18 protein-coding genes are annotated in these 24219 nt (G+C 71.8%); 5 read left to right on the forward strand and 13 right to left on the reverse strand.

Going from position 1 to position 24219, the window contains the following annotated elements:
* Positions 1-118 precede the first annotated feature (118 nt).
* Positions 119-847 carry a mycothiol-dependent nitroreductase Rv2466c family protein gene (locus ACWD4A_RS22730; protein ID WP_451196642.1) on the reverse strand — a complete coding sequence of 243 codons (729 nt, stop codon included), beginning with the start codon at positions 845-847 and terminating at the stop codon, positions 119-121.
* A gap of 79 nt (positions 848-926) precedes the next feature.
* Positions 927-1850 carry a glucose-1-phosphate thymidylyltransferase RfbA gene (gene rfbA / locus ACWD4A_RS22735; RefSeq protein ID WP_451196644.1) on the reverse strand — a complete coding sequence of 308 codons (924 nt, stop codon included), beginning with the start codon at positions 1848-1850 and terminating at the stop codon, positions 927-929.
* Between the two features lie 229 nt (positions 1851-2079).
* Between rfbA and ACWD4A_RS22740 the strand changes: the two genes are divergently transcribed.
* From ACWD4A_RS22740 to ACWD4A_RS22755, 4 genes are all read left to right on the forward strand, one after another.
* A complete protein-coding gene (locus tag ACWD4A_RS22740) occupies positions 2080-3204 on the forward strand; it encodes a hydrolase (protein WP_451196647.1) in 1125 nt (374 codons plus the stop codon).
* Between the two features lie 79 nt (positions 3205-3283).
* Positions 3284-3745: a nuclear transport factor 2 family protein gene (locus tag ACWD4A_RS22745; protein ID WP_451196649.1), complete on the forward strand. Its 462-nt coding sequence runs from the start codon at positions 3284-3286 to the stop codon at positions 3743-3745.
* A gap of 18 nt (positions 3746-3763) precedes the next feature.
* Positions 3764-4834, forward strand: a complete 1071-nt coding sequence (locus ACWD4A_RS22750) for an LLM class flavin-dependent oxidoreductase (RefSeq protein WP_451196651.1) — start codon at positions 3764-3766, stop codon at positions 4832-4834.
* Positions 4831-5775 carry a 3-hydroxyacyl-CoA dehydrogenase NAD-binding domain-containing protein gene (locus tag ACWD4A_RS22755; protein WP_451196654.1) on the forward strand — a complete coding sequence of 315 codons (945 nt, stop codon included), beginning with the start codon at positions 4831-4833 and terminating at the stop codon, positions 5773-5775. The genes ACWD4A_RS22750 and ACWD4A_RS22755 overlap by 4 nt, the downstream gene beginning before the upstream one ends.
* 85 nt (positions 5776-5860) lie before the next feature.
* Here the strand turns inward: ACWD4A_RS22755 and ACWD4A_RS22760 are convergent, their stop codons facing one another.
* The 11 genes from ACWD4A_RS22760 to ACWD4A_RS22810 all read right to left on the reverse strand — a co-directional run bounded on the left by ACWD4A_RS22760 (position 5861) and on the right by ACWD4A_RS22810 (position 16798).
* Positions 5861-6688: an AfsR/SARP family transcriptional regulator gene (locus tag ACWD4A_RS22760; protein WP_451196656.1), complete on the reverse strand. Its 828-nt coding sequence runs from the start codon at positions 6686-6688 to the stop codon at positions 5861-5863.
* 80 nt (positions 6689-6768) lie between these two features.
* Entirely contained in the window at positions 6769-7674 is a 906-nt protein-coding gene (locus ACWD4A_RS22765; protein ID WP_451196659.1) for an alpha/beta hydrolase, read from the reverse strand.
* Between the two features lie 64 nt (positions 7675-7738).
* The gene (locus ACWD4A_RS22770; RefSeq protein ID WP_451196662.1) at positions 7739-8704 is read right to left on the reverse strand and encodes a Gfo/Idh/MocA family protein; all 966 of its coding nucleotides are present in this window, start codon (positions 8702-8704) and stop codon (positions 7739-7741) included.
* The gene (locus ACWD4A_RS22775; RefSeq protein WP_451196664.1) at positions 8701-10110 is read right to left on the reverse strand and encodes an NDP-hexose 2,3-dehydratase family protein; all 1410 of its coding nucleotides are present in this window, start codon (positions 10108-10110) and stop codon (positions 8701-8703) included. Before ACWD4A_RS22775 ends, ACWD4A_RS22770 begins: the two co-directional genes overlap by 4 nt.
* Complete coding sequence (gene rfbH, locus ACWD4A_RS22780) at positions 10107-11411, reverse strand: lipopolysaccharide biosynthesis protein RfbH (RefSeq protein ID WP_451196666.1); 1305 nt, start codon at positions 11409-11411, stop codon at positions 10107-10109. Before rfbH ends, ACWD4A_RS22775 begins: the two co-directional genes overlap by 4 nt.
* Complete coding sequence (gene rfbB / locus ACWD4A_RS22785; RefSeq protein ID WP_451196669.1) at positions 11408-12418, reverse strand: dTDP-glucose 4,6-dehydratase; 1011 nt, start codon at positions 12416-12418, stop codon at positions 11408-11410. The genes rfbH and rfbB overlap by 4 nt, the downstream gene beginning before the upstream one ends.
* 147 nt (positions 12419-12565) lie before the next feature.
* Positions 12566-13510, reverse strand: a complete 945-nt coding sequence (locus ACWD4A_RS22790) for an aromatase/cyclase (protein ID WP_451196671.1) — start codon at positions 13508-13510, stop codon at positions 12566-12568.
* Between the two features lie 51 nt (positions 13511-13561).
* A complete protein-coding gene (fabG, locus tag ACWD4A_RS22795) occupies positions 13562-14347 on the reverse strand; it encodes a 3-oxoacyl-ACP reductase FabG (protein ID WP_451196673.1) in 786 nt (261 codons plus the stop codon).
* Positions 14348-14548: 201 nt separating this feature from the next.
* Positions 14549-14818 carry an acyl carrier protein gene (locus ACWD4A_RS22800; protein ID WP_451196675.1) on the reverse strand — a complete coding sequence of 90 codons (270 nt, stop codon included), beginning with the start codon at positions 14816-14818 and terminating at the stop codon, positions 14549-14551.
* 271 nt (positions 14819-15089) lie between these two features.
* The gene (locus ACWD4A_RS22805) at positions 15090-15833 is read right to left on the reverse strand and encodes a response regulator transcription factor (RefSeq protein WP_451196678.1); all 744 of its coding nucleotides are present in this window, start codon (positions 15831-15833) and stop codon (positions 15090-15092) included.
* A 197-nt stretch (positions 15834-16030) separates the two neighbouring features.
* Positions 16031-16798: an alpha/beta fold hydrolase gene (locus ACWD4A_RS22810; RefSeq protein WP_451196681.1), complete on the reverse strand. Its 768-nt coding sequence runs from the start codon at positions 16796-16798 to the stop codon at positions 16031-16033.
* Positions 16799-16994: 196 nt separating this feature from the next.
* Here ACWD4A_RS22810 and ACWD4A_RS22815 point away from each other — a divergent pair, with 196 nt between their 5' ends.
* Entirely contained in the window at positions 16995-24218 is a 7224-nt protein-coding gene (locus ACWD4A_RS22815; RefSeq protein WP_451196683.1) for an amino acid adenylation domain-containing protein, read from the forward strand.
* The last annotated feature ends 1 nt before the right edge of the window (position 24219 follow it).

Genomic DNA, 24219 nt, shown 5'->3' on the forward strand with positions numbered 1-24219 from the left:
ACCGGCCCGCCGCCTCCGGGCGGCACGGCGGGGCGGGGGGTTTCAACCGGCCGGGGGCCCGGCGGACGGAAATCGTCCGCCGGGCCCCGAGCCGTTTCCATGCGGTGCGCCCAGGGAGTCAGTGCAGCAACTCGGGCCGGGGCAACGGCCGCGGGGTCACACGCCGGAGCTCGAGGAAGTCGTCCTCCAGGGCCAGAGCCCGGAACCCGTCCCACAGGCGGCCCGCGCGTTCCCCGGCCGGAACCGCGCCGAGCACCGGTCCGAAGACGCCGACCCCGCCGTCGACCGAGATCACGGGTACGCCGAGGATGTCGAGTTCCCGGCCGCCGGTCGGTATCGACTCGTGGGAGGCGCGCAGCTGTTCGTCCCACGCGGGGGAGTGCTGCTCCGCGGCCAGGGCGGCGGGCAGGCCGATCTCGGTGAGCGCTTCCGCTATCACCTCGTCCGACCGCTCGAGGAGTTCGCCCTGGAGAGCACGCTTGTCCTGCCGGTCGAGGCCGCGGGCACGCTCCGCGAGGCCGTCGTAGAGCCCGCCCGTCCCGTGGAAACGCCGCGCCGTCGCCTCGTACAGCGGGGCCACGGCATCCTCGCCGTGCTCCGCGCGGGCGGCGGCCAGCACGCGCACCGGCCTGGGCGCCCGCGCCAGGAACCGCGCGTGCTCGTCGTCCAGCCCCGGAGCGCCTTCCAGATACCCCAGGACAGTCGGGCGCAGTGACAGGGAGAGGGGGCGGACCGACTCCGCCTCGCGCAGCCACCGGTAGGTCACATAGGTCCACACGCACACGGGGTCGGCCCACAGGACCACATCGGTGCGGGCGGCGGCTTCGTCTGTGGTGCTCGTCGTCATCGTCAGCTCCTTCGGAAGTCAGACACAGATCATCTCCGGGCCGTGGCCGCGGAGAACGGCCGGGGTCGTCGCACGGCGGTCACGCCGGGGCCAGGCGGGCCAGTGAACCCGCACGCTCCTCGGGTCCGGCGTCCCACAGCGACGTGGCGACGTCCATGATGTAGCGGCCGTAACCGGATTTCCCGAGCTTCTCGCCGAGGCGGTGGCACTGTTCCGGGCTGATGAACCCCATCCGCAGCGCCACCTCCTCGACACAGGCGATCCGCAGCCCTTGGCGGTGCTCCAGCGTCTGGATGTACTGGCCCGCGTCCAGCAGGGAGTCGTGGGTGCCGGTGTCCAGCCAGGTGAAGCCGCGGCCCAGGTCGACCAGGCGGGCGCTGCCCCGCTGGAGGTAGTGCAGGTTGACGTCGGTGATCTCCAACTCCCCGCGCGGCGAGGGCCGCAGGCCGCGGGCGATGGAGACCACGTCGTTGTCGTAGAAGTACAGCCCTGTGATGGCCCGGTTGGAACGGGGCTTCTCGGGCTTCTCCTCCAGGGAGATCAGCCGTCCCTCCGCGTCCGCCTCGCCCACGCCGTACCGCTGCGGATCCCGGACGCGGTAGCCGAACAGCAGGGCACCCTCCGTATGCGGCACGTGCTCCTGCAGGAGGAGCGAGAAGCCCGGCCCGTGGAAGATGTTGTCCCCGAGCACCAGCGCGACGCTGTCGTCGCCGATGTGGCCGGCGCCGATGGTGAACGCCTCGGCCAGCCCCCGGGGTTCGGCCTGCTCGGCGTACGACAGGCTGATGCCGAGCGCGCTGCCGTCCCCGAGCACGGTACGGAACTGCGGGAGGTCCCGCGGCGAGGAGATGATCAGGATGTCCCGGATGCCGGCGAGCATCAGCACCGACAGCGGGTAATAGATCATCGGCTTGTCGTAGACGGGCAGGAGCTGTTTGGACACCCCCAGCGTGATGGGGTGCAGCCGGGTGCCGTTGCCCCCGGCGAGGATGATTCCTTTCACGGCGGTCTCCTCGTGTCGTCGTCACGGCGCCGCCGGTCTCCGGCCGTCGGCAGCCCACAGGGTTCCGAGGCTGGCCGGACCGGATCGAACGCGGGTCGAGACACCCGCCAGGCCGTCCTCCCGCCGGCCGTCGAGCGGCCTTCCAGCGGCCCTGGATCAGCCCTCGCGAAGGTGGCTGCGTCACCACCCGCACCGCGCGGCGCCACGTCGAACGAGGAAGTGGATCCTGATGCCAAGTCGGCCCGCCCCCGCACCGGGGCTACGGAGCAGAGCACGCGATCTCGCCGCCGTCGCGGCCCGTGACGCCCATCAGGCCGACAGCCTCCGGGAGTTGTCGGACGACGTCGCCGACGGCATCGTGGCCGCCGGGTTCGCCCGGCACTTCGTTCCCGCCCGGTGGGGCGGCGCGGCCGGCTCCGTCACCGAGCTCCTCCACGCCGTCTCCCACCTCGCCGAGGGCTGCACCTCCGCCGCCTGGTCCGCCTCCGTCCTCGCGGGCGCGGCCAGGATGGGGGCCTTCCTCCCCGAGGAGGGGCAGCGCGAACTGTGGGCCAAGGGCCCGGACACCGCCGTGGTGGGCGCGCTGATCCCCCGCGGCGGTGCCACCGCGGTGGCCGACGGCTGGCGGGTGACCGGCGAGTGGAGCTTCACCAGCGCGGTCGGCATCTCGGACTGGGCACTGGTGTCCGCGCTGGTCCCCCGGGAAGGCGGCCGGGAGCCGTGGTTCTTCGCGCTGCCGCGCCGGGACTACCGGGTGATGGACACCTGGACGTCGTCGGGCATGCGCGGGACGGGAAGCAACACCCTCCTGGCGGACAACGTGTTCGTCCCGGTGCACCGCGCCTTCCCCCGCCAGGACATGATCGAGGGCCGCAGCGTCGGTTCGGACGCCCGGTGCCACACCGCCCCCCTGCGGCTGCTGAGCGGGCTGCTGTTCGGGGCCCCCGCGCTGGGCGCGGCGCGCACCGCGCTGCGTCTGTGGCGGGAGCAGTCCGGGACGTGCCCGCAGGAGGCGGACGCCGGTGCCCGCAGGGCCCTGGCCAGGACCGCGATCGCCGTCGACGGCGCCGCGCTGCTGATGGAACGCGCCGCGCAGGTCGCCGACGCCCCGCACGCCTCCGCGCACGAGGCGGCACGGACCCCCGCGGACTGTGCCTACGCCGTCGGACAGCTCGTCGACGCCGTGGAGTGGACACTCCGCGCGTCCGGCAGTTCGGCGCAGCTCGCCGGGCATCCGCTGCAGCGGATCTGGCGGGACGTGCACAGCCTGGCGAGCCATGTGGCGCTGCGCTTCGACCCGGCGGCCGCCGCCTACGGCTCCCAGCTCCTGGCCGCCGCACCGGCCGCCGCGTGACCACGAAGAGCGAAGACGTACCGCTGCCGGTCCACCGGCACACCCAGAGAACCGGCACACCCAGAGAAAGGCAGCTCGCATGAGCGACACCCCATCCAGCACCCCCGCGGAGACGGCCGTCCCCGCCGAGCTCTACACCCAGGTGCAGCAGTTCTACGCCCGCCAGATGGGCCTCCTCGACGACGGCCGCCCCGACGACTGGGCGGAGACGTTCACCGAGGACGCCGTCTTCCAGGAGGCGAGCCGTCTCAACGAGCCGCTGCGCGGGCGGGACGCCATCAGGGAGTCCTCGCGGGCCCGCAAGAAGCGGCTCGACGACGACAAGCTCGACTTCCGCCACTGGCTGGGCATGCTGGACGTCCGTCCGCAGCCGGACGGCTCCCTGCGCACCCGTTCCTACGCCCTGGCCATGCGCATCCCCCAGGGCGGCGCGCTCGACATCTTCGCCAGCGTCGTCTGCCACGACCACCTGGTGTCCGTGGACGGCACCTGGCAGGTGTGCCACCGCGACCTCCACCACGACGGCTCCGGCCGCGACTGACCCGGCAGAGGAGCCCTCGTGAAGTTCGGAATCGTCTTCTTCCCCACCGTGGGACCGGCCGACAAGTCGGGCCGGCAGTACTTCGACGAGGCGCTGCGCCTCGTCGACCTCGCCGAGGAACTCGGCTTCGACCATGTGAAGATGGTCGAGCACTACTTCTTCCCCTACGGCGGCTACAGCCCCGACCCGGTGACCTTCCTGGCAGCCGCGGCGGGCCGCACCGAGAAGGTCCGGCTCGGCACCAGCGCCACCATCCCCGCCTTCCAGCACCCGGTGAAGCTGGCGGGCAAGCTGGCCATGCTGGACAACATCTCCGGCGGCCGGGTCGACGCCGCCTTCGGCCGGGCCTTCCTGCCGGACGAGTTCAAGGCGTTCGGCATCTCCATCGACGAGTCCAAGGACCGCTTCGTGGAGGGCGTCGAGGCGATCAAGCGGCTGTGGTCCGAGGAAGACGTGGTCTTCGACGGGGAGTTCCACCGGTTCGGCCCCGTCACGCTGCTGCCCCGGCCGGTGCAGGAACCCCATCCGCCGGTGTTCGTCACGACCGCGCGCAGCGCCGAGTCCTGTGCCGAGGCGGGCCGCCGCGGGCACAACCTCCAGTCGGTGCCCAATGTGATGTCCACCGAGGAGCTCCAGCGCCGGCTGGAGATCTACCGCGCCGAGTGGGCGGCCTCCGGCCGTACACCGGGCACCGAGCAGATCCACTTCAGCTACCCCTGTGTGGTGGCGGAGGACGGCGAGGAGGCCCGGCGCAAGGGCCGCTACGACGACGACCGCAACTCCGCCGCGATCCGCGACGCGGTCGCCTCGTGGGCCGACGTCCGCTCCGACGCCTACCCGGGTTACGAGAAGCTCGTCGAGGCCACCAGGCGTTCGCACTTCGACGAGAAGATGGCGCAGCGGAAGCTGCTCATCGGCGCCCCCGAGCAGGTGCGGGCCCAGCTGGAGCAGATCGGCGAGTGGTTCGGCGACGACATCTCCATCAGCCTCGGTGTGCACTCGGGCCACCTGTCCTTCGAGGACGCGGCGACGACGATGCGGCTGATGGCCGAGCAGGTCATCCCGAAGCTGGGCGGAGGCCGGGCATGAGCGTGACGCGACAGCGAACGGTCACCGTGATCGGCGCGGGGACCATCGGGCTGGGGTGGATCGCCCTGTTCCTCGGCCACGGGCTGAGGGTGCGGGTCAACAGCCGCCGGGAGAACGCCCCGGAGATCGTCGAGGAGGCGCTGCGGCTGTTCGCCCCGTTCCTGCCCGAGGGGACCGACGGTCCGGCCGCGTTCGGCGACCGCCTGGAGTTCGAGCCGGACCTGGAACGGGCCGTCGCCGACGCCGACTTCGTCGTCGAGAACGCGCCGGAGAACCTGGAGCTCAAACAGGAGCTGTACGAGCGCATCGGGAAGGCCGTCCCCGCGCACGCGCTGCTGCTGTCCTCGACCTCCACGCTCAGCCCCGACGACATGGGGGCCCGGATGGCGGACTCGGCGCGCCTGGTGGTCGGGCACCCGTTCAACCCGCCGCACGTGGTGCCGCTCGTCGAGGTGGTCGCCGGGGAGCGGACCGCGCCCGAGGCGGTCGAGGAGGCCGTCGCGTTCTTCGCGTCGGTCGGCCGGGTGCCGGTGGTGCTGCGCAAGCCGATCCTGGCGTTCGCCGCCAACCGTCTCCAGTCGGCACTGCTGCGCGAGTCCGTGCACCTCGTGCGCGAAGGCGTCGTCAGCCTGGCGGAGCTGGACCAGGTGGTCACGCACTCCATAGGCCTGCGGTGGGCGACCATCGGCCCGTTCCTCGCCTTCCATCTGGGCGGCGGGACCGGCGGTCTGAGCAAGTGGCTCACCACGCTGGGAGCCGGTCTGGAGCAGGGCTGGGAGTTGCTCGGGCGGCCCCCGATGGACGACGCGACCGTCGCCCTGCTCATCGACCAGGCGGAGCAGGCCTACGGCGGCACGTCGTACGAGGACCTGGTGCGCGAGCGCGACACCAAGCAGACAGCCGTCCTGCGCGCCCTCGACGAGGTGCGGCGGGCGGGATGAGCACGGCTCGTGGGTGCGGTGCGTTCACCACGCGCACCGCACCCACGAAGGTCTTCCCGCCGCGCCCCGCGCACGGCCCGGGGCGTCAGACGGCGGAGGCCGCGGCGAGCAGCTCGGGCCGGGACCGGCCCCGGGACGACCAGGTGTCCGCGTCGTGGGGGCCCGCGCTCAGCAGCCGGGTCAGCAACTCCCGGAGTTCCACGGAGGGTTCCAGGCCCAGTTCGTCGGCGAGCAGCCGGCGCACGTGGTGGTAGGCCTGCAGGGCCTCCGCCCGTCGGCCCGCGGCCCCCAGCGCGGCGATGAGCTGGGTGTGGAACCACTCGTTGAGCGGGTACTGGCTGATCAGCCGGCGCAGCTCGGGGATGGATTCGCGATGGCGTCCGAGCTGCTCCTCCGCCTCGATCTGGATCTCGAAGGCCCGGATGCGCAGCTCCTCCAGGTGCACGATGTGCCCCTGGAGCACGTCGCCCGCCTGGAAGTTGGACAGGGCGGGGCCGCGCCACAGCTCCAGCGCTTCCCGCACGGTGCGCAGGGCGGACGGCGCGTCGCCGTTGCCGAGGTGGCCGCGTGCCCTCTTCACCAGCTTCTCGAAGACCCGGATGTCCACCTCGGAGTCCTCGACCTGGATCGCGTAGCCGGGCGGAGTGGTGACGATCAGCGGGCGCCCGGGGGCGGTCAGGCCTTCGTTCTGGAACATGCGGCGTGCGTGGTAGATGTACGTCTGCAGGGTGGTGACGGCGCTGCGCGGCGGACGCTCCCCCCACAGCTCCTGGATGAGCGACTCGGCCGTGACGATCTCGTGCGGCCGGGTCAGCAGCAGGGCGAGCGTCTGACAGACCTTCGGAGTTCCCGGACGGTAGACCCGTCCGTCGTCGCTGACGATCTCGAAGGGGCCGATCAGGTTGAAACGCATGGACGCAACTCCTCGTCGGATAACGGCGGTGGCTTGTCGGTCCCGTCCGGCGCGCCACGGCCGTGGCGGTGCCGGATCCGTCACGCGGGGCTCACGGCGAGAGGCGACGGCAACGTGGTGTCCCGGGCCAGCAGGCACTCCTCCAGGAAGGCGAGCGCCCGGAGGTGGTAGGTGCGGGCGGCCCAGCCCTGGCTGATGTTGTGGCCCGCGGACGGCTGCCGGCAGACCTCGGAGCGGGCCGCGGCCAGCGGCGCCAGCAGTGCGGCGACGGACTCCTCGTCGTGGTGCCACCACTGTTCCTGCTCGGCGAAGGTGAACCGCACCGGCACGGTCACCCGCGCGGCGACGCCGGGGTACATCCGCGGCCAGGCGGGGGCTTCCTCCGCCTCGCGCGGGGGAATGGGGGCGACCAGGGACGCGCCGAGCCGGAAGGCGTCCGGCGGATACAGCCGCAGGGGGCCCCAGTGGCGGCGCCAGGCGCCCGGCCCGTCGGCGTGGGGCAGCTCCCGCCGGTCCACCGCGAGGCGGCTGCCGAGTCCGGAGATGTCCAGCCCGATGAGGCCGGCGCCCCGCTCGTCCGCGGCGGCGCACAGGGCGACCTTGCCGCCGTAGGAGTGGGCCACGACGAAGAATCCGGCGCCCGTGTCCCGGTGCGCGGCGAAGTCGGCCAGGGCCAGGTGCAGGGTCCGTGCCTGGTCGGCCAGGCCCTGCCCCTCGGGCAGGTGGGGTGCCGAGGCCCCGTACCCCGGCCGGTCCAGGGCGAGCACGCTGTAGCCGAGCTCGGCACCGAGGGAGAGCAGCGACAGGCCGGGGCGCGCCCGACTGTCGAAGTAGCCCGCGCTCGTCCCTCCGCCGTGCACGGCGACCACGACCGCGCGGGGCGGTGCGGATGCCGGCTGTGCGAGCAGGCCGGACAGGGGCAGTCCCCCGGCGTCGAGGGTGATGGGTCGGGCTTTCGGCGGGGTCTGACGGGACGGCTGATCCATGGGGGGTGCTCCTGGGTGGGGGAGAGGGAGTGCGCACCGGTCCGCGGACGGCGGACCGGTGGCGTCATCCGGTGGTGCCGCGCCGGCGCAGCTCGTCCAGCAGGTCCGCCTGCCGGAGGACCACCGGGCTCAGGGGGGCGGAGGCACGGGCGGCCCGTGCGAACGCGGAGAGCGTGCCCTGGACCTGGTCGTCCGGGGCGAGATCGAGGCGCTCGGTGCCGTCGGGCCGTTCCAGCAGCACGCTCGGCACATGGTCGGCCGGCGGGGTGAAGGCCCGGTCGACGGTGATCCTTCCGGTGCTGCCCCAGATCGTGTACGCGGACCGGTAGGCGTGGTCGAAACCGTAGGTCAGGTGGGCGGTGACGCCTTCGGGCGTGTGCAGCAGCGCGGCGCCCGAGGTGTCGACCGCGTACCCCTGGTCCCGGACGGAGACACTGCCCGCGACGCGCAGCCGGTCACCCAGCAGGTGCAGGGCCGCCCGGACCGGATATACGCCGGTGTCCCACAGGGCTCCTCCGCCGAGCGCCGGGTCGAGCCGGATGTCGCCGTCCGGCAGCCGTGGAATGGTGAACGTGGCCTGCAGGACGCGTGGTTGTCCGATCGCGCCGTCCGCGACGAGGCGGCGTACCGCCGCGTGCTGGGAGTGGTGGACGAACATGACGTTCTCCGCGAGCGCCAGGTTCTTCGCGGCGGCCAGGCGGGCCAGCCGCCTGGTCTCCTCCGCGCCGGTGGTCAGCGGCTTCTCCGCGAGGACGTGCTTTCCTGCCCGGAGGGCCGCCGCCACCCATGCGCCGTGCAGTCCTGTGGGAAGCGGGACGTACACGGCGTCGATGTCCGCACGCTCCAGCAGTGCCGCGTAGCCGTGTTCGGCGTCGCAGCCGAACGCCTCCGCCGTGGCACGGGCCGTGGCCGCGTCGCGGCCGGCGACCGCGACGAGTTCCACGTCCGGGCAGGTCTTCATGGCGGGGAGCACACGGCGCCGCGCGATGCTCGCGCAGCCCAGGACGCCCATGCGCACCGCCGCCGTCAAAGGACCGCTGCTTTCGAGGTCAGGCAGGAGAGGAGGGTGCGGGCCTGCACATTGACGTAGTGGTTGTGCCGTACGCAGTCGGCGAGTTGGTGCGGTGTCACCCACAGGTAGCCGGGTGGCGCCTTGAGCGGTGCGTCGGCCTCGTCCGCCTCCACGATCAGGTAGCGGCTCTCGGCGTTGAGGAAGCGGCCGCCCTCCTCCGAGTGGAGGGCGGCGTAGCGGATCCGCGAGGCGTCGGCGCTCAGTACGAGGTCGAGGTAGGGCGGGCGGTCGGCGCCCGTCAGGTGGGCGTAGTTCGCCGGTGTGTACTGGACGGTCGGCCCCAGTTCGACGGTGTCGGCGAACCCGCCCTCGACCCGGGCGTGCGCCAGCACATGGGGAACGCCCCCGATCCGCCGGGTCAGGAAGGCCGTGACGCCCGGCCCGCGCGGCTCGAACAGTGGCTGGGTCCAGCGGGCGACTTCCCTGCTGCCGGCCGTCACCGAGACGGCCACCACGCTGAAGTAGCGGTTCAGTTCGTGGTCGATGGACCACTCGCCGCGCCGCCAGCCGGGCAGGCCCTTCAGCGGAACCCGCTCGGCGGTGAGCTCGTGCCGGGCGCGTTCCGTGGTGAACCAGGAGAGGAGCGCGGTGTCCGGGTGCAGGGCGGCACCGTCGTCGTCGGCGTACGGGGCGCAGGACAGGACGGTGCGGGCATCCATGTTGACGACGTTGTCCCGGCGCAGCAGGGCTCCGATCTGCCCCAGGGTGAGCCAGCGGAAGTCGTCGTGCGGTGCGACGTCGCCGACGGCCTCGACGATCATGTTGCGGTTGCTCTTGCGGAAGAACCATGAACCGTGCTCGGACTGGAGGACGTCGGTGAGCACCCGGCCGCGGCTGCTGTCGGTGAAGTACTCCAGGTAGGCGACGTCGCTGCCGTGGTGTGCCTTGGTGTAGTTGCTGCGGGTGGCCTGGACCGTGGGGGACAGCTGCAGCAGGTTCCGGTTGCCCGGCTCCATCTTCGCCTGCATCAGGAAGTGCAGGACGCCCTCGAATTCCTTGACCACGATGCCGAGAATGCCCACTTCGGGCTGCTTGATGATGGGCTGGTGCCATGTGCCGTACGGCCAGGCGGTGCTCGATGCCCGCAGGCCCTCGACCGTGAAGAACTTCCCGCTGTCGTGGGCGAGGTTGCCGGTGGGTTCCTGGAAGCTCCACCCTTCCAGCCGCGCGAAGGGGATCCGTTCCACCCGGAAGGGGTGGGCGGCCCGGCGTTCGTCGAGCCAGCGGTGCACGTCCTCGGTGTCCATGTGCGCGCCGTGGACCGTGGCGGCGGAGAGCGCGAAGCGCCGCGCCGCGTCCCGGTCGTGCCTGGGGCGCAGCAGGCCCTCGGCGGGACGGCGGGCCGGCGCGGAGTGCGTGGTCATGAGTTGGCCTCCACGAATTCCTTGACGGAGGCGATGACGTAGTCGAGCATCTCGTCGGTCAGTGCCGGGTAGACGCCGACCCAGAAGGTCTGGTCGGTGACGATGTCGCTGTTGGTGAGGTCGCCGACGACCCGGTGGGGCTGGTCGATGTAGGCGGGGTGGCGGGTCAGGTTGCCCGCGAACAGCCGGCGGGTGCCGATCTTGCGGTCCTCCAGGAAGTCCACCAGCCGCGACCGCTGGAAGGGCGCGTCCGGGGAGACGGTCAGCGCGAATCCGAACCAGCTGGGGTCGCTGCGCACCGTCGCCTCGGGGAGGATCAGATGGGGCACGCCGTCCAGGCCCTCGCGCAGCCGGCGCCAGTTGTGCCGCCGCGCGGCGCAGAAGCGGTCGAGCTTGTCGAGCTGGGTCAGCCCGAGGGCGGCCTGGATGTCGGTGGCCTTCAGGTTGTAACCGACGTGCGAGAAGATGTACTTGTGGTCGTAGCCCTCGGGCAGGGTGCCCATCTGGTAGTTGAACCGCTTGAGGCACTTGTTGGTCTCGCCCGGCTCGCACCAGCAGTCGCGGCCCCAGTCGCGCAGCGACTCCACGATCCGCGCGAGGGCGAGGTTCGAGGTCAGGACGCAGCCGCCCTCGCCCATGGCGAGGTGATGGGCCGGATAGAAGCTCACCGTGGTGATGTCGCCGAAGGTGCCGGTGGGCCGGCCGTCGTAGAGGGAGCCCACGGCGTCGCAGTTGTCCTCGATCAGGAACAGGTCGTGGTCCTGGGCGAGCCGGGCGATCTCGGTGACCTCGAAGGGGTTCCCCAGCGCGTGGGCGATCATGATGGCGCGGGTCTTCGGGCCGATGGCGCGGGCGACCCTGTCGGCGGTGGTGTTGTAGGTGCCGAGCTCGACGTCGACGAAGACCGGGACGAGCCCGTTCTGGAGGATCGGGTTCACGGTGGTGGGGAAGCCCGCGGCCACCGTGATCACTTCGTCGCCCGGCCGGAGCCGGCGGTCCTCCAGCAGGTGCGAGGTGAAGGCCGTCAGCGCCAGGAGGTTCGCGGACGAGCCGGAGTTGGTCAGGTGTGCCTTGCGGTGTCCCATGCGCCGGGCGAAGCGGGACTCGAACTTGCGTGAGCTGGGGCCCGCGGCCACCCGCATCTCCAGGGCGGCCTCGACCAGCGCGGCCCGGTCGCTCTCGTCGAAGACCGCGCCCGCGGGCCAGATCTCGGTCGTGCCGGGGACGAAGGGGCGCTCGTCCTGGACGGCCCGGTGGAACTTCGCGGTCTCGTCGAGGACGAGCCCCTTGTGGACGTTCACGATGCGATTCCTTCCCGGCGGGGCCGGCTGGCGTTGTCGCTGCGCTGTTGTACGGCCTTCCACCACGCCGGGTTGTCGCGGTACCACGCGACGGTGTCGGCGAGGCCCTGCTCGAAGGGAATGCGCGGGGCGTACCCGAGCTCGGCGCGTATTTTGGCCTCGTCCAGCGCGTAGCGCCGGTCGTGGCCCTTGCGGTCGGCCACTCGGCGCACCGACGACCAGTCCGCGCCGCACAGCGTGAGCAGCTGCTCGGTGATCTCCCGGTTGGTCCGCTCGTTGCCGCCGCCGACGTTGTAGACCTCCCCGGCGCGGCCCTTGGCCAGCACGAGGGCGATCGCGCGGCAGTGGTCGTCGACGTGCAGCCATTCGCGGACGTTCTGTCCGTCGCCGTACAGCGGGACGGGCAGGCCCTCCATCAGCCGGGTGACGAACAGGGGGATCAGCTTCTCGGGGTGCTGACGGGGCCCGTAGTTGTTGGAACAGCGTGTGATGGACGCGTTGAGCCCGTGGGTGCGCCAGTACGAGCGCACCATGAGGTCGGACGACGCCTTGGACGCGGCGTAGGGGGAGTTGGGCAGCAGCGGCCGGTCCTCGGTCCAGGAGCCTTCGGCGATGGAGCCGTACACCTCGTCGGTGGACACGTGCAGGAAGCGGTCGACGCCGGTCTCCAGGCAGGCGTCCAGCAAGGTCTGGGTGCCGCGCACATTGGTGTCCACGAATTCGGCCGCCGAGCGGACGGACCGGTCGACGTGGGACTCCGCGGCGAAGTGGACCACCGCGTCGTGGCCGGGCAGCAGGTCCCGCAGCAGGTCCGCGTCGCGGATGTCGCCGTGGACGAAGTCCAGGCGCGGGTGGGCGGCGGGCAGGTTGTCGCGGGTTCCCGCGTAGGTGAGTCTGTCGAGCACCGTCGTCCGGACCGGCCCGAGGCCGGGGTATCCCCCGTCGAGCAGTGTGCGTACGAAGTGCGAGCCGATGAACCCGGCCGCACCGGTGACCAGCAGTCTCATGTCACCGCCAAGGCGCTCGCGACGGCAGGGAGTTGCTGAGCCATGGAAAAGTCTCCTTGCGGATGAATGCAGGGGAAGGCGTGGGGCGGCGGGGCCACGGCGGGGCGGTCGTACGGTCCGCCGTGGCCCGCGCGGTGGTGCGCCCGGTCAGCTACGGCTCTCCGCGTAGTCCTTGGCGTGCTGGAGGGTCGCCCGGCTGTTGGTGCTGAGCGCGGTGCGGACGTAGTCCTTCGCGTCGTCGATGCCCGCGTCGGGACCGAGCACCCTGGCGATGTTCGCCGTGTTGATGGTGACGGTGTGCTGTGAGGACGCGGTGACGCCGTTGCCGTCCTCGGCGAACGTCCAGTACCCCGTGTGCAGCGTCATCAGCAGCGGCAGCGTGGTCTGCTTGTAGGCGATCCGGTGGTGGGGGAAGGTGACCCGCCAGGACTTGGTGGTGTGCACCGAGCCGTCCTTGGCGCGGGTGTCCATCTCCAGTTCCTGCAGACCGGGCGACGGCTCCGTCAGCCGCACCGTGGCCACATGCGGCAGGCGCTCGTTCCAGAGGTGGGCCTCGTTGACGAAGTCGTAGAGGTCCTTCGCGGAGCCGTCGACCCGGACGCTGTCCTCGAAGGAGAAGGTGAGGTCCTCGGCGGCGTGGGCGGCCTCGACATTGGTCTTGAGGGCCGCCAGTTCGGAACGCGAATTGCGGTCGACGGCCCGGTCGATCCACTCGAGATGGGCCGGGTCGTCGTCGACGGCCCGGTAGTCGTGGAGCAGCCGCACCCGGGAGGTGCCGGCGCCGAGGGGCTCGATGACCCAGGTGCCGCCCATGGCGGCCACGGGGTGCGCGGGAACCTCCTGGCGGAAGGTGATGGTCAGTCCGGCCTCGTCGAGGGTGCGCAGCGACGTCCAGGTCCTGGCCTCGCCGTTGGCCGTGGCCCAGATGCGGATGCGCTCCTCCTGCGCGCCGGTCGGGACGTGATCCACGTAGATGGTCGGGGGGAAGATCCGGGGCCAGTTGCCCACCTCGGCGATCAACCGGTACACGGCGGCGGCCGGGGCCGAGATCGTGATCTCGTGTTCCACCTCGCGCAGGCCGGGCTGCGACATGTTCATGCTCCTTGCGGTCGGACGGGGTTGGCTCGGCGGACGGGCGCCGGATCAGAAGTTGCCGAGGCCGCCGCAGACGTTGAGAGCCTGGGAGGTGATGGAGGCGGCGGTGTCGGAGGCCAGGTAGCCGACGAGCCCGGCCACCTCCTCCGGCGTGGAGTAGCGCCCCAGAGGGATCTTGGCCTGGAACTTCTCGAGGATGGCGTCCTCGGTGGTGTCGTAGGCGGCGGCGTAGCCCTGGCGCACACGCTGGGCCATGGGGGTCTCGACGTACCCCGGGCACACGGCGTTGACGGTGATCCCGGTGGGGGCCAGCTCGTTGCCCAGCGCCTTGGTGAACCCGACCACGCCGTGCTTGGAAGCCGAGTACGGGGCGCCGAGCACGACGCCCTGTTTGCCTGCGGTGGAGGCGATGTTGATGATGCGGCCCCAGGACTTGTGCCGCAGGCCGCCCGTGTCGAGTGCCTCGCGGGTCACCCGGAAGACGCTGTTGAGGTTGGTGTCGATGACGTCGTGCCAGAGATCCTCGGAGATGTCGGCGGTGACCCCGCCGCCGGACCGGCCCGCGTTGTTCACGACGACGTCGATGGTTCCGAAGCGGTCCACGGCGGCCTGGATCCAGGCGTGCACGCCCTCACCGGACCGGACGTCGACGACCGCGCCGTCCACGTCGAGGCCCTCTTTCCGCAGTTCCTCGACGACCTCGGCGATGTTGCCGGCGCTGCGGGCGCCGATGAACACGCGGTGGTCCCGGGTGGCCAGGAGGCGGGCCACAGCCAGCCCGATTCCGCTGGTGCCGCCGGTGACGACGGCGACCCGCTTGCCCTGATCCGACATGAGTCCTGTCTCCAATGGAACGAAAGGATGGGGGAGTGATGGTGTGTGCCCGCGGTGCCGGGCGCGGCGGCCGTGCGGCGTGTGCCGGGCGGTCCTGCCGGAGTGCGGTGCGGGAAGGCGTCGGTCCGTGGCTCCCGCCGCGTGGGCGCGACCGGCCGTGGGCGGCCCGCAGTTGACCGGGCTGTCCTTCCGGCGGGGTGCTCAGGCGTCGACGAGGGCCTTGAGGCTCGCGTCGACGGCGGCGAGCAAGGTACGCGGGGTGTTGTGGTCGGTGAAGATCTCGTCGTCGAGGCTGATGCCGTACTCGCGCTCGATGCGGCTGGCCGTCTCGAGGAGCGCCAGCGACTCGTAGCCGAGGGCGTCGAAATCGGTGTCGAGGATGTCGCCGTCGAGGTCCACACCTTCGTCGGCGCCCGCACCCTCCAGGAGGATGCGCTTGAGGTCCTCGATCGTGAACTCCTGCTTGGACAAGGCGGATCCCTTCATCGGTGTGGCCGCGCCGGGGCGGTCACGAGGCCCTGGGGCACTCCCCGGCCGCGCGCCGCGGCCGGGGCACCGGCGGTGGGGTCGCGGGTGGTGGCGGCGGGAAGGCGTGCCGGATCGTGATCTCCAGGTTCTTCGAACCCGAGGGCCCGATCAACAGCGTTGTCTTCAGGAGTTCGTCGAGTTCCGCAAGGGCGTGGCAGGTGCGTCGGGCTGCCGACAGGTGAATGTCAAATCCTGGTGGAGTCGGGGCGGGGCCTCAGCCACGGCCGAAGCGGAACCCCACACCACGGATGGTGATGATCCAGTCGACGCCGATCTTGTTGCGCAGAGTGCTGACGTGGGTGTCGACCGTGCGCCGGGACCAGGTGTCCCCCCAGACCCGTTGCATCAGCGCCTCGCGGGAGATCACCGTGTCGGGGTGCGAGGCGAGGAGGTGGAGCACGTCGAACTCCTTGCGGGTGGTCGGCACGAGCCTGCCGTGCAGGGTCACCTCCCGCGTGCCCGGGTTGATCAGCAGCGGGCCGACGCTGATGGTGGTCGCGGCCGACCGGCGGGGCCGCGCGCGGCGCATGACCGCCTCCATGCGGGCCATCAGCTCACGGAATCCATAGGGCTTGGCCAGATAGTCGTCCGCGCCCGCCTGGAGCCCGAGGACGAGGTCCAGTTCGGTTCCCCGGGTCGTCACGGCGATGAGCGGGGTCTCGTCGGCCGCGCGGATCGCACGGCACACCTCGAGACCGTCGAGGTCGGGCAGCTCCAGGTCGAGCAGCACCAAGTCGGCGTCCGTGTAGGCGTGCAGGGCGTCGCTGCCGGTGGTGACGATGTCCACGGCGTGCCCGTGCCGCCGGAGGTCGCGGGCCAGGACGGTGGCCGCTCCCGTGTCGTTCTCGACGATGAGGATCCGCCACGAACGGTGCACGAAGGCGTCGGTGGTGGGGCGGTACGCATGGGCCGCAGTGGCCACGTCGAGTTCCATCAGAGTATCGGTTCGCTGACTCACGTTGTCCCCCTGTCAACCTTTTCAGGTCGCTGACGTCAGTGAATGGTAAACCTGTTGGTCGGCTTTTCAAGGATTATCAAAACGGCTTCGAGTTCCGCTGGAAGCCATGTGGAAGGCCCGTGCGCGGCCTCTTTACGAGAAGGTGTTCCGGCGCGGTACGAATAGGCTGGAACAAATATTTTTGAGCCGCTCCAGGTCTATCGGCCGGCCTTCGCCAGGAACTCCCCGATCAGCGCCGCCCATTCGTCAGGCCGCTCCGCGGCAATCGCATGTCCGCACTCCAAAGTGGCCAGCGTCGCCCCCGGGATGCCGTCCGCGAGTTCGCGGGAGTGGAGCGGTGTGATGAGGATGTCCTCCGTCGGGGAGACGACCAGCGTCGGTACCCCGATTCCCGCCAGGTCGCCCCGTACATCGATGTGTTCGAAGAGGGCCAGCTGCTCGTCCGTGCCGTGCGGCATGCCCGCCGCGAAGAGCTCCAGCTGTTCCTCGACCTCCTCCGCGGACCGGGCGTCGAGCCATGTGGGGCCGCCCACGGCCAGGGACAGATAGGCCGCCAGCGTCCGCCCGTCACCGCTCCGGCCCAGTGCGCGCCACGTGTCGACGGCGAGCCGCAGCCGCGCGTTCGGTCTGGCGAAGCCGGCGGAGAGGACGAGTGCGGTCACCCGCTCCGGGTGCCGGGCCGCCGCGCGGACCGCGACCGCCGTGCCCATGGAAAAGCCGGAGAGGGCAAAGGAATCCGCGCCCGACCGCACCGCGGAATCCACGATGTGGTCCGCCAGCAGGTCCAGGGAGAGGGGGGTCTCGCCCGGCAGCGGGACACTTCCCGAGCCGGGGAAATCCGGGCCTACGACCGTTCGCGTGCGGGCGAGTTCGCCGAGAATCGGTCCGTAACTGTCCTGGATATCGCTGCCCGCGCCGTGCGCCAGCAGCAGTGCAGGACCCGAGCCCTGAATGAATGTGGTCACGAGCCGGAGGCTAGTCCGTCAACAGGGCGAAAACCACGGTGATTTGTCCAGACTTTTCGGTACACCATCAGGGCAACCACTCGAACGAGTGGTCGGCTTCCACTCGTACAAGTAGTGGTACGGACGGTTATGGAAAATCTAAGGTCGAGGGCGAGAGGCCGGATAACCCCCCTTTGTCGAAAGCGGAAGGAAGGCCATGACGCCTCCCCGTATTCTCCCCCTTACCTCGTACCAGCGTGACATCTGGGCGGCAGAATCACATGCCCCCGGCGATCACCAATTCAATGTGGTCATTCATGAGCGACTCGACGGCCGGGTCGACCTGAATGTGCTGCGCCGCTGCCTGACCGGTGTGCTGCGCCGCAACGAGGCGTTCTCTTTGCGTTTCGACGAGTTGGACGGGGTCCCCGGCCAGTGGCTCGAGGACCCGGACGCCGACACGGCCGACCGGGTCGGGTTCGTCGACTTCTCCGGTGCGGCGGACCCGGCCGCCGCCTGCGCCGCCTGGCGGGACAGCTCCTTCACGCGCCCGTTCCCGCTGCGCGGCGGACGGCTGTTCACCGCGGCGGTGCTGCGCGAGAGCGACGACGTCGCCCACCTGTTCCTGAACGTCCACCACCTCGTCGCGGACGCCTGGGCGGCCAACGAGGTCTCCCTGCAGACCTGGGCGGAGTACGACCGGGTCACGAGCGGCGGACCCCTCCAGGATCCCCTTCAGGACCCGGCCGGCACCCCCGTCCCGCCGTCCCCGCTCGACACCGTCGCCGCCGACGCCGCGTACCGCGCCTCCGCCGCGTACGAGGAGGACCGCGCCCACCACCGGCAGGCCCTCGACGGCGTCGCGCCCGCCCTGTTCACCCGTGCCGCCGCCCCGCGGCACGACCGCGAACACCGCAGCGGCCGCCACACGTTCACCGTCGAGGCCGCGCTCGTCGAGCGGATACGCAAGGGCGGCAGCTCGCCCTTCTCCTTCGTCGCCGCCGCCTTCGCGACGTACTTCTCGCGCGTCCACCGCGTCGACGAGATCGTGCTCGGCGTCCCCTTCCGCAACCGCCGTACGGAGCGGGAGCTGCGTACGGTCGGGCAGTTCGCGAACAACCTGCCCCTGCGGGTGGCCGTCACCGCGGACGCCACGCTGCACGAGCTGGCGGGCCGCGTACGGGCCGCGACCGACGCCCACCGCGGCCACGAACGGCTCGCCTTCGGCGACCTGCTGCGCGAGCTTCCCACGAACGCGGCCACGACCAGCGGTGGCGACCGTCGGCTGTTCGACGTCACGTTGTCCTACCTGCGGCACGCGCGGCCCGCGGCGCCCTCCGGTGCCGTTGTCGAGAGCGTCATCCATGCCCCGGCGCACGTGTCCGACGCCCTGGCCGTCCAGATCCACGCCTTCGAGGACGACGCGGACCTCCGTATCGACCTGGACTACGCCCGGGACGTCTTCGACGAGGACTACCCGATCGAGTCCGTGGCCGGGCACCTGCACGCGCTGATCGTGAACGGCGTCGAGCGGGAGGACCTGCCCGCCGTCACCCTCCCCATGCTCGGCGAGGACGAGTACGAGGAGCTCACCGCGACCCGGCAGGGGCCCCTCGTGCCGTACGCGAGCGACCGCACCCTGCACGGCCTCGTCGAGGAGCAGGCGGCCCGCACCCCCGACCGGCTCGCCGTCGCCGCCGACGGCGACACCCCCGGCCTCACCTTCGCCGAGCTCGACGCCCGCGCCGACCGGCTCGCCCGCGCCCTGCGCGCCGAGGGCGTCCGGCCCGACGACCGCGTCGCCGTCCTGATGCGCCGCTCGCCGAACACCCTGGTCGCCCTGCTCGGCGTGCTCAAGTCCGGTGGCGCGTATATGCCCGTCGACCCCGGCTACCCCGCCGAGCGCATCGAGTACCTGCTCCGGGACAGCCGCGCCAAGGTCGTCCTCGTCGCCGGGGACGCCCCGGAGCCGCGGGTCGGCGCCGACGTACGGGTGCTGCGCGCCGACGCGCCGCTCGACGGCCCGGACGGGCCCCTGGAACCCGCCGCGACCTCCCGCGACCTCGCCTACGTCATCTACACCTCCGGCTCCACCGGCAGGCCCAAGGGCGTCATGGTCGAGCACCGCTCCGTGGTGAACCGCCTCGCCTGGATGCAGAGCCGCTACCCCGTGGGCGAGGGCGACGTCCTGCTCCAGAAGACGCCGATCTCCTTCGACGTGTCGGTGTGGGAGCTGTTCTGGTGGGCGGTCGAGGGCGCGAGCCTGGCCCTGCTGCCCGTCGGCGGCGAGAAGGACCCGCGCGGCATCCTGCGCACCCTCGCCGAACAGCGCGTCACGGTCATGCACTTCGTGCCGTCCATGCTCGGCCCCTTCCTCGACCTGCTGGACGAGCGGCCGGAGCTGCGCGCCGAGGCCGCCTCCCTGCGCCACGTCTTCTGCAGCGGCGAGGCCCTGCCCGCCGCCCGCGTCGAGCAGTTCAACCGGATCTTCGCCGGGGACAGCGCGCCGCGGCTGGTCAACCTCTACGGGCCGACCGAGGCCACCGTCGACGTCTCGTACTTCGACTGCCCCGCCGACGGCCCCGTGCGCCGGGTGCCGATCGGCCGGCCGGTCCACAACACCCGCCTCCACGTCCTGGACGCGCACGGCGGACTCCAGCCCGTCGGTGTCCCCGGCGAGCTGTGCATCGGCGGTGTGCAGGTGGCGCGCGGTTACCTGGAGCGCCCCGAGCTGACCGCCGAGAAGTTCACCGAGGACCCGTTCGTCCCCGGCGGCCGCCTCTACCGCACCGGCGACCTCGCCCGGTGGCTGGCCGACGGCACCGTCGAGTACCTCGGGCGCATCGACGGCCAGGTGAAGATCCGCGGCAACCGCGTCGAGCTGGGCGAGGTCCAGCACCACCTCGCGCAGGTCGCCGGGGTGCGCGATGCCCTCGTGATCGACCGGCACACCCCCGCGCGCGGCACGCACCTCGTCGGCTACTACGTCGCGGACGAACCCGTCGAGCCCGCGGCGCTGCGCGCCGAACTCGCCGCGAACCTGCCAGAGTTCATGATCCCCGCGCTCTATGTGCGGATCGACGCCGTACCGCTCACCCCGAACGGCAAGGCCGACCGCCGCGCGCTGCCCGCACCCGCCGCCGACGGCGGCCCGGCCCGTACGGACGCGGCGCCGCGCGACGCGACCGAGGCGGCGCTCGCCGCGATCTGGGCGGACGTCCTGGAGGTCGGGAGCGTCGGCGTCCACGACGACTACTTCGCGCTCGGCGGCGACTCCATCCTGATGCTGCGGGTCCGGGCGGAGGCCGAGAAGCGCGGCATCCACTTCTCGCTCACCGACCTGATGCGGCAGCCCACCGTCGCCGCGCTGGCCGCCCTGACCACGACCGCCCCGGCCGCCGCCGACGAGCCCGCGCTCGCCCCCTTCGGCCTGGTCTCCGGCGTCGACCGGGCCCGCCTGGAGGGCACCGAGGACGCCTACCCGCTGTCCCGCCTCCAGCTCGGCCTGCTCTACCACAGCCGCGCCCAGCAGGACTCCGCCGTCTACCGCGACGTCTTCCGGTACACCTTCGTACTGCCCTGGGACGAGGACCGGTTCCGGCGGGCCTTCGGCCTGCTCGTCGCCCGCCACCCCGTCCTGCGCTCCTCGTTCGACCTCGGCACCTTCTCGGAGCCGCTGCAGACCGTGGCGCCGTACGTCCGGGACACCAGGGGCGCGGACGGGCTGGAGATCGTCGACCTGCGCGGCCGGGGCGACGCGGCCGCCCGCGCCGAGATATCCCGGCACGTCGAGGAGCGTCGCCGCCACCCGTACGTCTTCGAGCAGGCGCCGCTGTACCACTTCCGCGTGCACGTCCTCGACGGGACCGTCGAGCTCGTCCTCAGCTTCCACCACGCGATCCTCGACGGCGGCAGCGTCGCCAACCTGGTGAGCGAGCTGTTCCAGGACTACCTGCACGCCGTCGGCCTCGGCATCGACGCCGTCGCGGACCGCGAACTGCCGTCCCCCGCACTGCACATCCGCGCGGAGCGGCAGGCCCTGGAGTCCGAGGCCACCCGCGCGTTCTGGCGCGAGCGGCTCGGCGGCGCGGAGCTGCCGCAGCTCGGCGCGTTCCGGCCGCACGAGGCACCCGCCGGCGACGAGCTGGTCATCCGCAAGGTCGAACTGCCCGACGAACTCACCGGCACGCTCCGCGCCTTCGCGCGCGAGCACGCCCTGCCCGTGAAGTCCGTCCTGTTCGCCGCGCACTGCCTCACCCTGCGGCTGTTCTCCGGTGCCACGGACATCACCACCGGCCTCGTCACCCACGGCCGCCCCGAGCAGGACGGCTCCGAGCGCATCGCGGGCCTCTTCCTCAACACCATGCCCGTCCGCCTGGAGACGGCCGCCGACAGCTGGCTCGGCGTCGTCCGCGAGGCGTTCCGGCAGGAGCAGGACAGCCACCCGCACCGCCGCTACCCGCTCAGCTCCATCCAGGAGGACCTCGGCGTCACCGTCCTGGAGACCGCGTTCAACTACATCCACTTCCGCCAGCTCGGCGACGTCTTCCGGCTGCCGGGCGTCGAACTGCGGGAATTCCGGGCCTGGGAGGAGACCAACTTCCAGATCCTGGTCAACGCCATGACCGACCCGACGGACCAACGCATCACCCTGCGCATGGACTTCCAGGGCCGCACCTTCAGCACCGCCCAGGCCGAGCTCTACGCGGACGGCTTCACCGGCATCCTGCGCCGCCTGGTCGAACACCCCGACGAGACACCCGACTTCGCGTTCCTCGCGCCCGCCGACGTGCCCGCCGCCGGGACCGGGGCGCACCCCGACGTCGTCCGTCTCTTCGAGGCGCAGGCCGCCCGCACCCCGGACGCCACCGCCCTCACCCACGGCGACACCACCTGGACGTACGCCGAGCTGGAGCGCGCCTCCGCCAAGGTGGCCCGCACACTGACCGCCCTCGGCTCGGCGCCCGGCGACCGCGTCGGCATCGCCATGAGCCGCTCGCCCGAGACCGTCGCCGTGATCCTCGGCGTGCTCCGGGCCGGGGCCGCCACCGTCCCGCTGGACACCGACTACCCGCAGGAGCGGCTCGCCTCCATGCTGGAGCAGGCCCGTCCCTTCCGGGTCGTCGCCCACGCGGGCCAGGCCCACCTCCTCGCCGAGGGCACCGCCGTGCTCACCGCCGAGGACGTCCTCGCGGGCGAGGCGCCCGCGGACACCCCGCTGCCGGAGATCGCGCCCGGGTCCGTCGCGTACATCCTCTTCACCTCCGGCAGCACCGGGAAGCCCAAGGGCGTCGCGATGCCCCACCGGTCGCTCGCCAACCTCGTCGCCTGGCAGAACCGCGTCCCCAGCGGCGTCGTCGGCGGCACGACCGTCCAGTACGCCCCGATGAGCTTCGACGTGTCCTTCCAGGAGATCTTCTCCACGCTCTGCGGCGGCGGGAACCTGCTGCTGGTCTCCGAGGACGAGCGGCGCGACATGCCCGCGCTGCTGCGCCTGCTGGACCGGCACGGCGTCGAGCGGGTCTACCTGCCGTACGTCGCGCTCCAGCAGTTCGCCGAGACCGCGGTCGCCCTCGGCACCGTGCCGAAGAGCATCAAGGCGCTGGCGTCCTCCGGCGAGCAGCTCCGCGTCACCGACGAGATCCGCGCGCTGTGCGAGCGGCTCCCCGGCGTGATCCTGGAGAACCAGTACGGGCCGACCGAGTCGCACGTCGTCACCGCCCACACCATGACCGGCGACCCCGCCGCCTGGCCCGCGCTGCCGCCCATCGGCACCGCGATCGACGGCGCCGCCGTGCACGTCCTCGACGACCGGCTGCGGCCCGTGCCGGACGGTGTGAAGGGCGAGCTCCACCTGGCCGGCGCCTGCCTCGCCGAGGGCTACGCCGACCAGCCGGAGCTGACCGCCGAGCGGTTCGTCACCCGCACCGCCGACGGGCGCACCGAGCGCCTCTACCGCACCGGCGACCTCGGCTTCCGGCTCCCGGACGGCGCGATCGTCTGCGTCGGCCGCGAGGACTCGCAGGTCAAGGTGCGCGGCTTCCGCGTCGAGCCCGCCGAGGTCGAGCTGGCCATCACCCGCTTCGCCCAGGACCACACCGGGCTGACCGAGGCCGCCGTCGTCGCCCGCCGCCGCGAGGGCAACGACTCCTTCCTCGCCGCCTTCCTGGTCGGCGACCCGGCCCACACCGACCTCGACCAGCTCGGCAAGCAGCTCCGCACGGTGCTGCCCGACTACATGGTGCCGTCGCACTTCGAGTGGCTCGACGCGCTGCCGCTGACCCCCAGCGGCAAGCGGGACGACGCCGCCCTGCGCCGCCTCCAGCTCACCGCGGGCACCACCGGCGACACCACGGCCCCGCGCGACGCGTACGAGCGCAGCCTCGCCGAGATCCTCGGCGAGCTCCTCCAACTGCCCGCCATCGGCGTCCACGACAACATCTTCGACCTCGGCGGCACCTCGCTCACCGCGATGCGCCTCGTCGTCCTGATCGAGCAGCGGTACGGCATCAACGTCCCGCTGTCCGAGTTCGTCGCCTCGCCCACGGTCGCCGAGCTCGCGGACCGGCTGCGCGACGGCGGCGCGGTGGCCGCCTTCGACCCGCTGGTGCCCATCCGGCCCGCGGGCGACAAGCGGCCGGTGTTCTTCGTCCACCCCATGGGCGGCAACGTCCTGTGCTACCTCCGCTTCAAGGACCATCTGCCGGAGAACCAGCCGTTCTACGCCCTCCAGGCGGCGGGCAGCGACGCGGGCACCGAACCGCTGCGCGGCGTCCCGGAGATCGCCGCGAGCTACATCGAGGCCATGAAGCGGGTGCAGCCCAGCGGCCCGTACGCCATCGGCGGCTGGTCCTTCGGCGGCTTCGTGGCCTTCGAGATGGCGCGCCAGCTGCGGGCGGCGGGCGAGGAGATCGCGCGCCTGGTCCTCCTCGACACCACGGCCCTCAACCCGGGCCGCCGCACGGCCACCGGCGACGACGCCCTGCTCACCTGGTTCTTCTGGGAGCTGCTGTGGCTCAAGCGCGGCGGCAAGTCCCCGGAGGAGATCATTCCGGCGCGCCTGGCGACGCTGGAGGAGAAGTTCGACTTCATCGCCCAGCTCGCGGTCGACGAGGGCGTGCTGCCAGCCGGGTCCTCCGGCGCGATCGTCCGGCGGCTCTTCAGCGTCTACGAGGCCAACTGGCGGGCCGCGTTCGCCTACCGGCCCGAGCCCGTCGAGCAGGACATGGTGCTGATCCGCGCCAAGCAGCCGCTGCCCCCGGTCCTGGACAACATGCACACCTCGATCCAGTCCATGCACCAGGACCCCACCAACGGCTGGCGCGAGCGCACCACCGGCGACTTCAGGAAGATCGACGTGGACGGCGACCACCTCACCATCATGGAAGAGCCCTTCGTGAAGCATGTGGTCGAGACCGTCTTCGAATTGATGGGTGAGTGAT

The sequence above is a fragment of the Streptomyces sp. NPDC002537 genome (assembly GCF_053594975.1).

Excerpts from the sequence above, each read along its gene's own strand:
- ACWD4A_RS22745 (WP_451196649.1), top strand. The coding sequence starts at position 3,284 with ATGAGCGACACCCCATCCAGCACCCCCGCGGAGACGGCCGTCCCCGCC.
- ACWD4A_RS22815 (WP_451196683.1), top strand. The coding sequence starts at position 16,995 with ATGACGCCTCCCCGTATTCTCCCCCTTACCTCGTACCAGCGTGACATC.
- ACWD4A_RS22775 (WP_451196664.1), bottom strand. The coding sequence starts at position 10,110 with ATGACCACGCACTCCGCGCCGGCCCGCCGTCCCGCCGAGGGCCTGCTG.
- ACWD4A_RS22740 (WP_451196647.1), top strand. The coding sequence starts at position 2,080 with ATGCCAAGTCGGCCCGCCCCCGCACCGGGGCTACGGAGCAGAGCACGC.
- ACWD4A_RS22765 (WP_451196659.1), bottom strand. The coding sequence starts at position 7,674 with ATGGATCAGCCGTCCCGTCAGACCCCGCCGAAAGCCCGACCCATCACC.
- ACWD4A_RS22730 (WP_451196642.1), bottom strand. The coding sequence starts at position 847 with ATGACGACGAGCACCACAGACGAAGCCGCCGCCCGCACCGATGTGGTC.
- ACWD4A_RS22790 (WP_451196671.1), bottom strand. The coding sequence starts at position 13,510 with ATGTCGCAGCCCGGCCTGCGCGAGGTGGAACACGAGATCACGATCTCG.
- rfbB (WP_451196669.1), bottom strand. The coding sequence starts at position 12,418 with ATGAGACTGCTGGTCACCGGTGCGGCCGGGTTCATCGGCTCGCACTTC.
- ACWD4A_RS22760 (WP_451196656.1), bottom strand. The coding sequence starts at position 6,688 with ATGCGTTTCAACCTGATCGGCCCCTTCGAGATCGTCAGCGACGACGGA.
- fabG (WP_451196673.1), bottom strand. The coding sequence starts at position 14,347 with ATGTCGGATCAGGGCAAGCGGGTCGCCGTCGTCACCGGCGGCACCAGC.
- ACWD4A_RS22755 (WP_451196654.1), top strand. The coding sequence starts at position 4,831 with ATGAGCGTGACGCGACAGCGAACGGTCACCGTGATCGGCGCGGGGACC.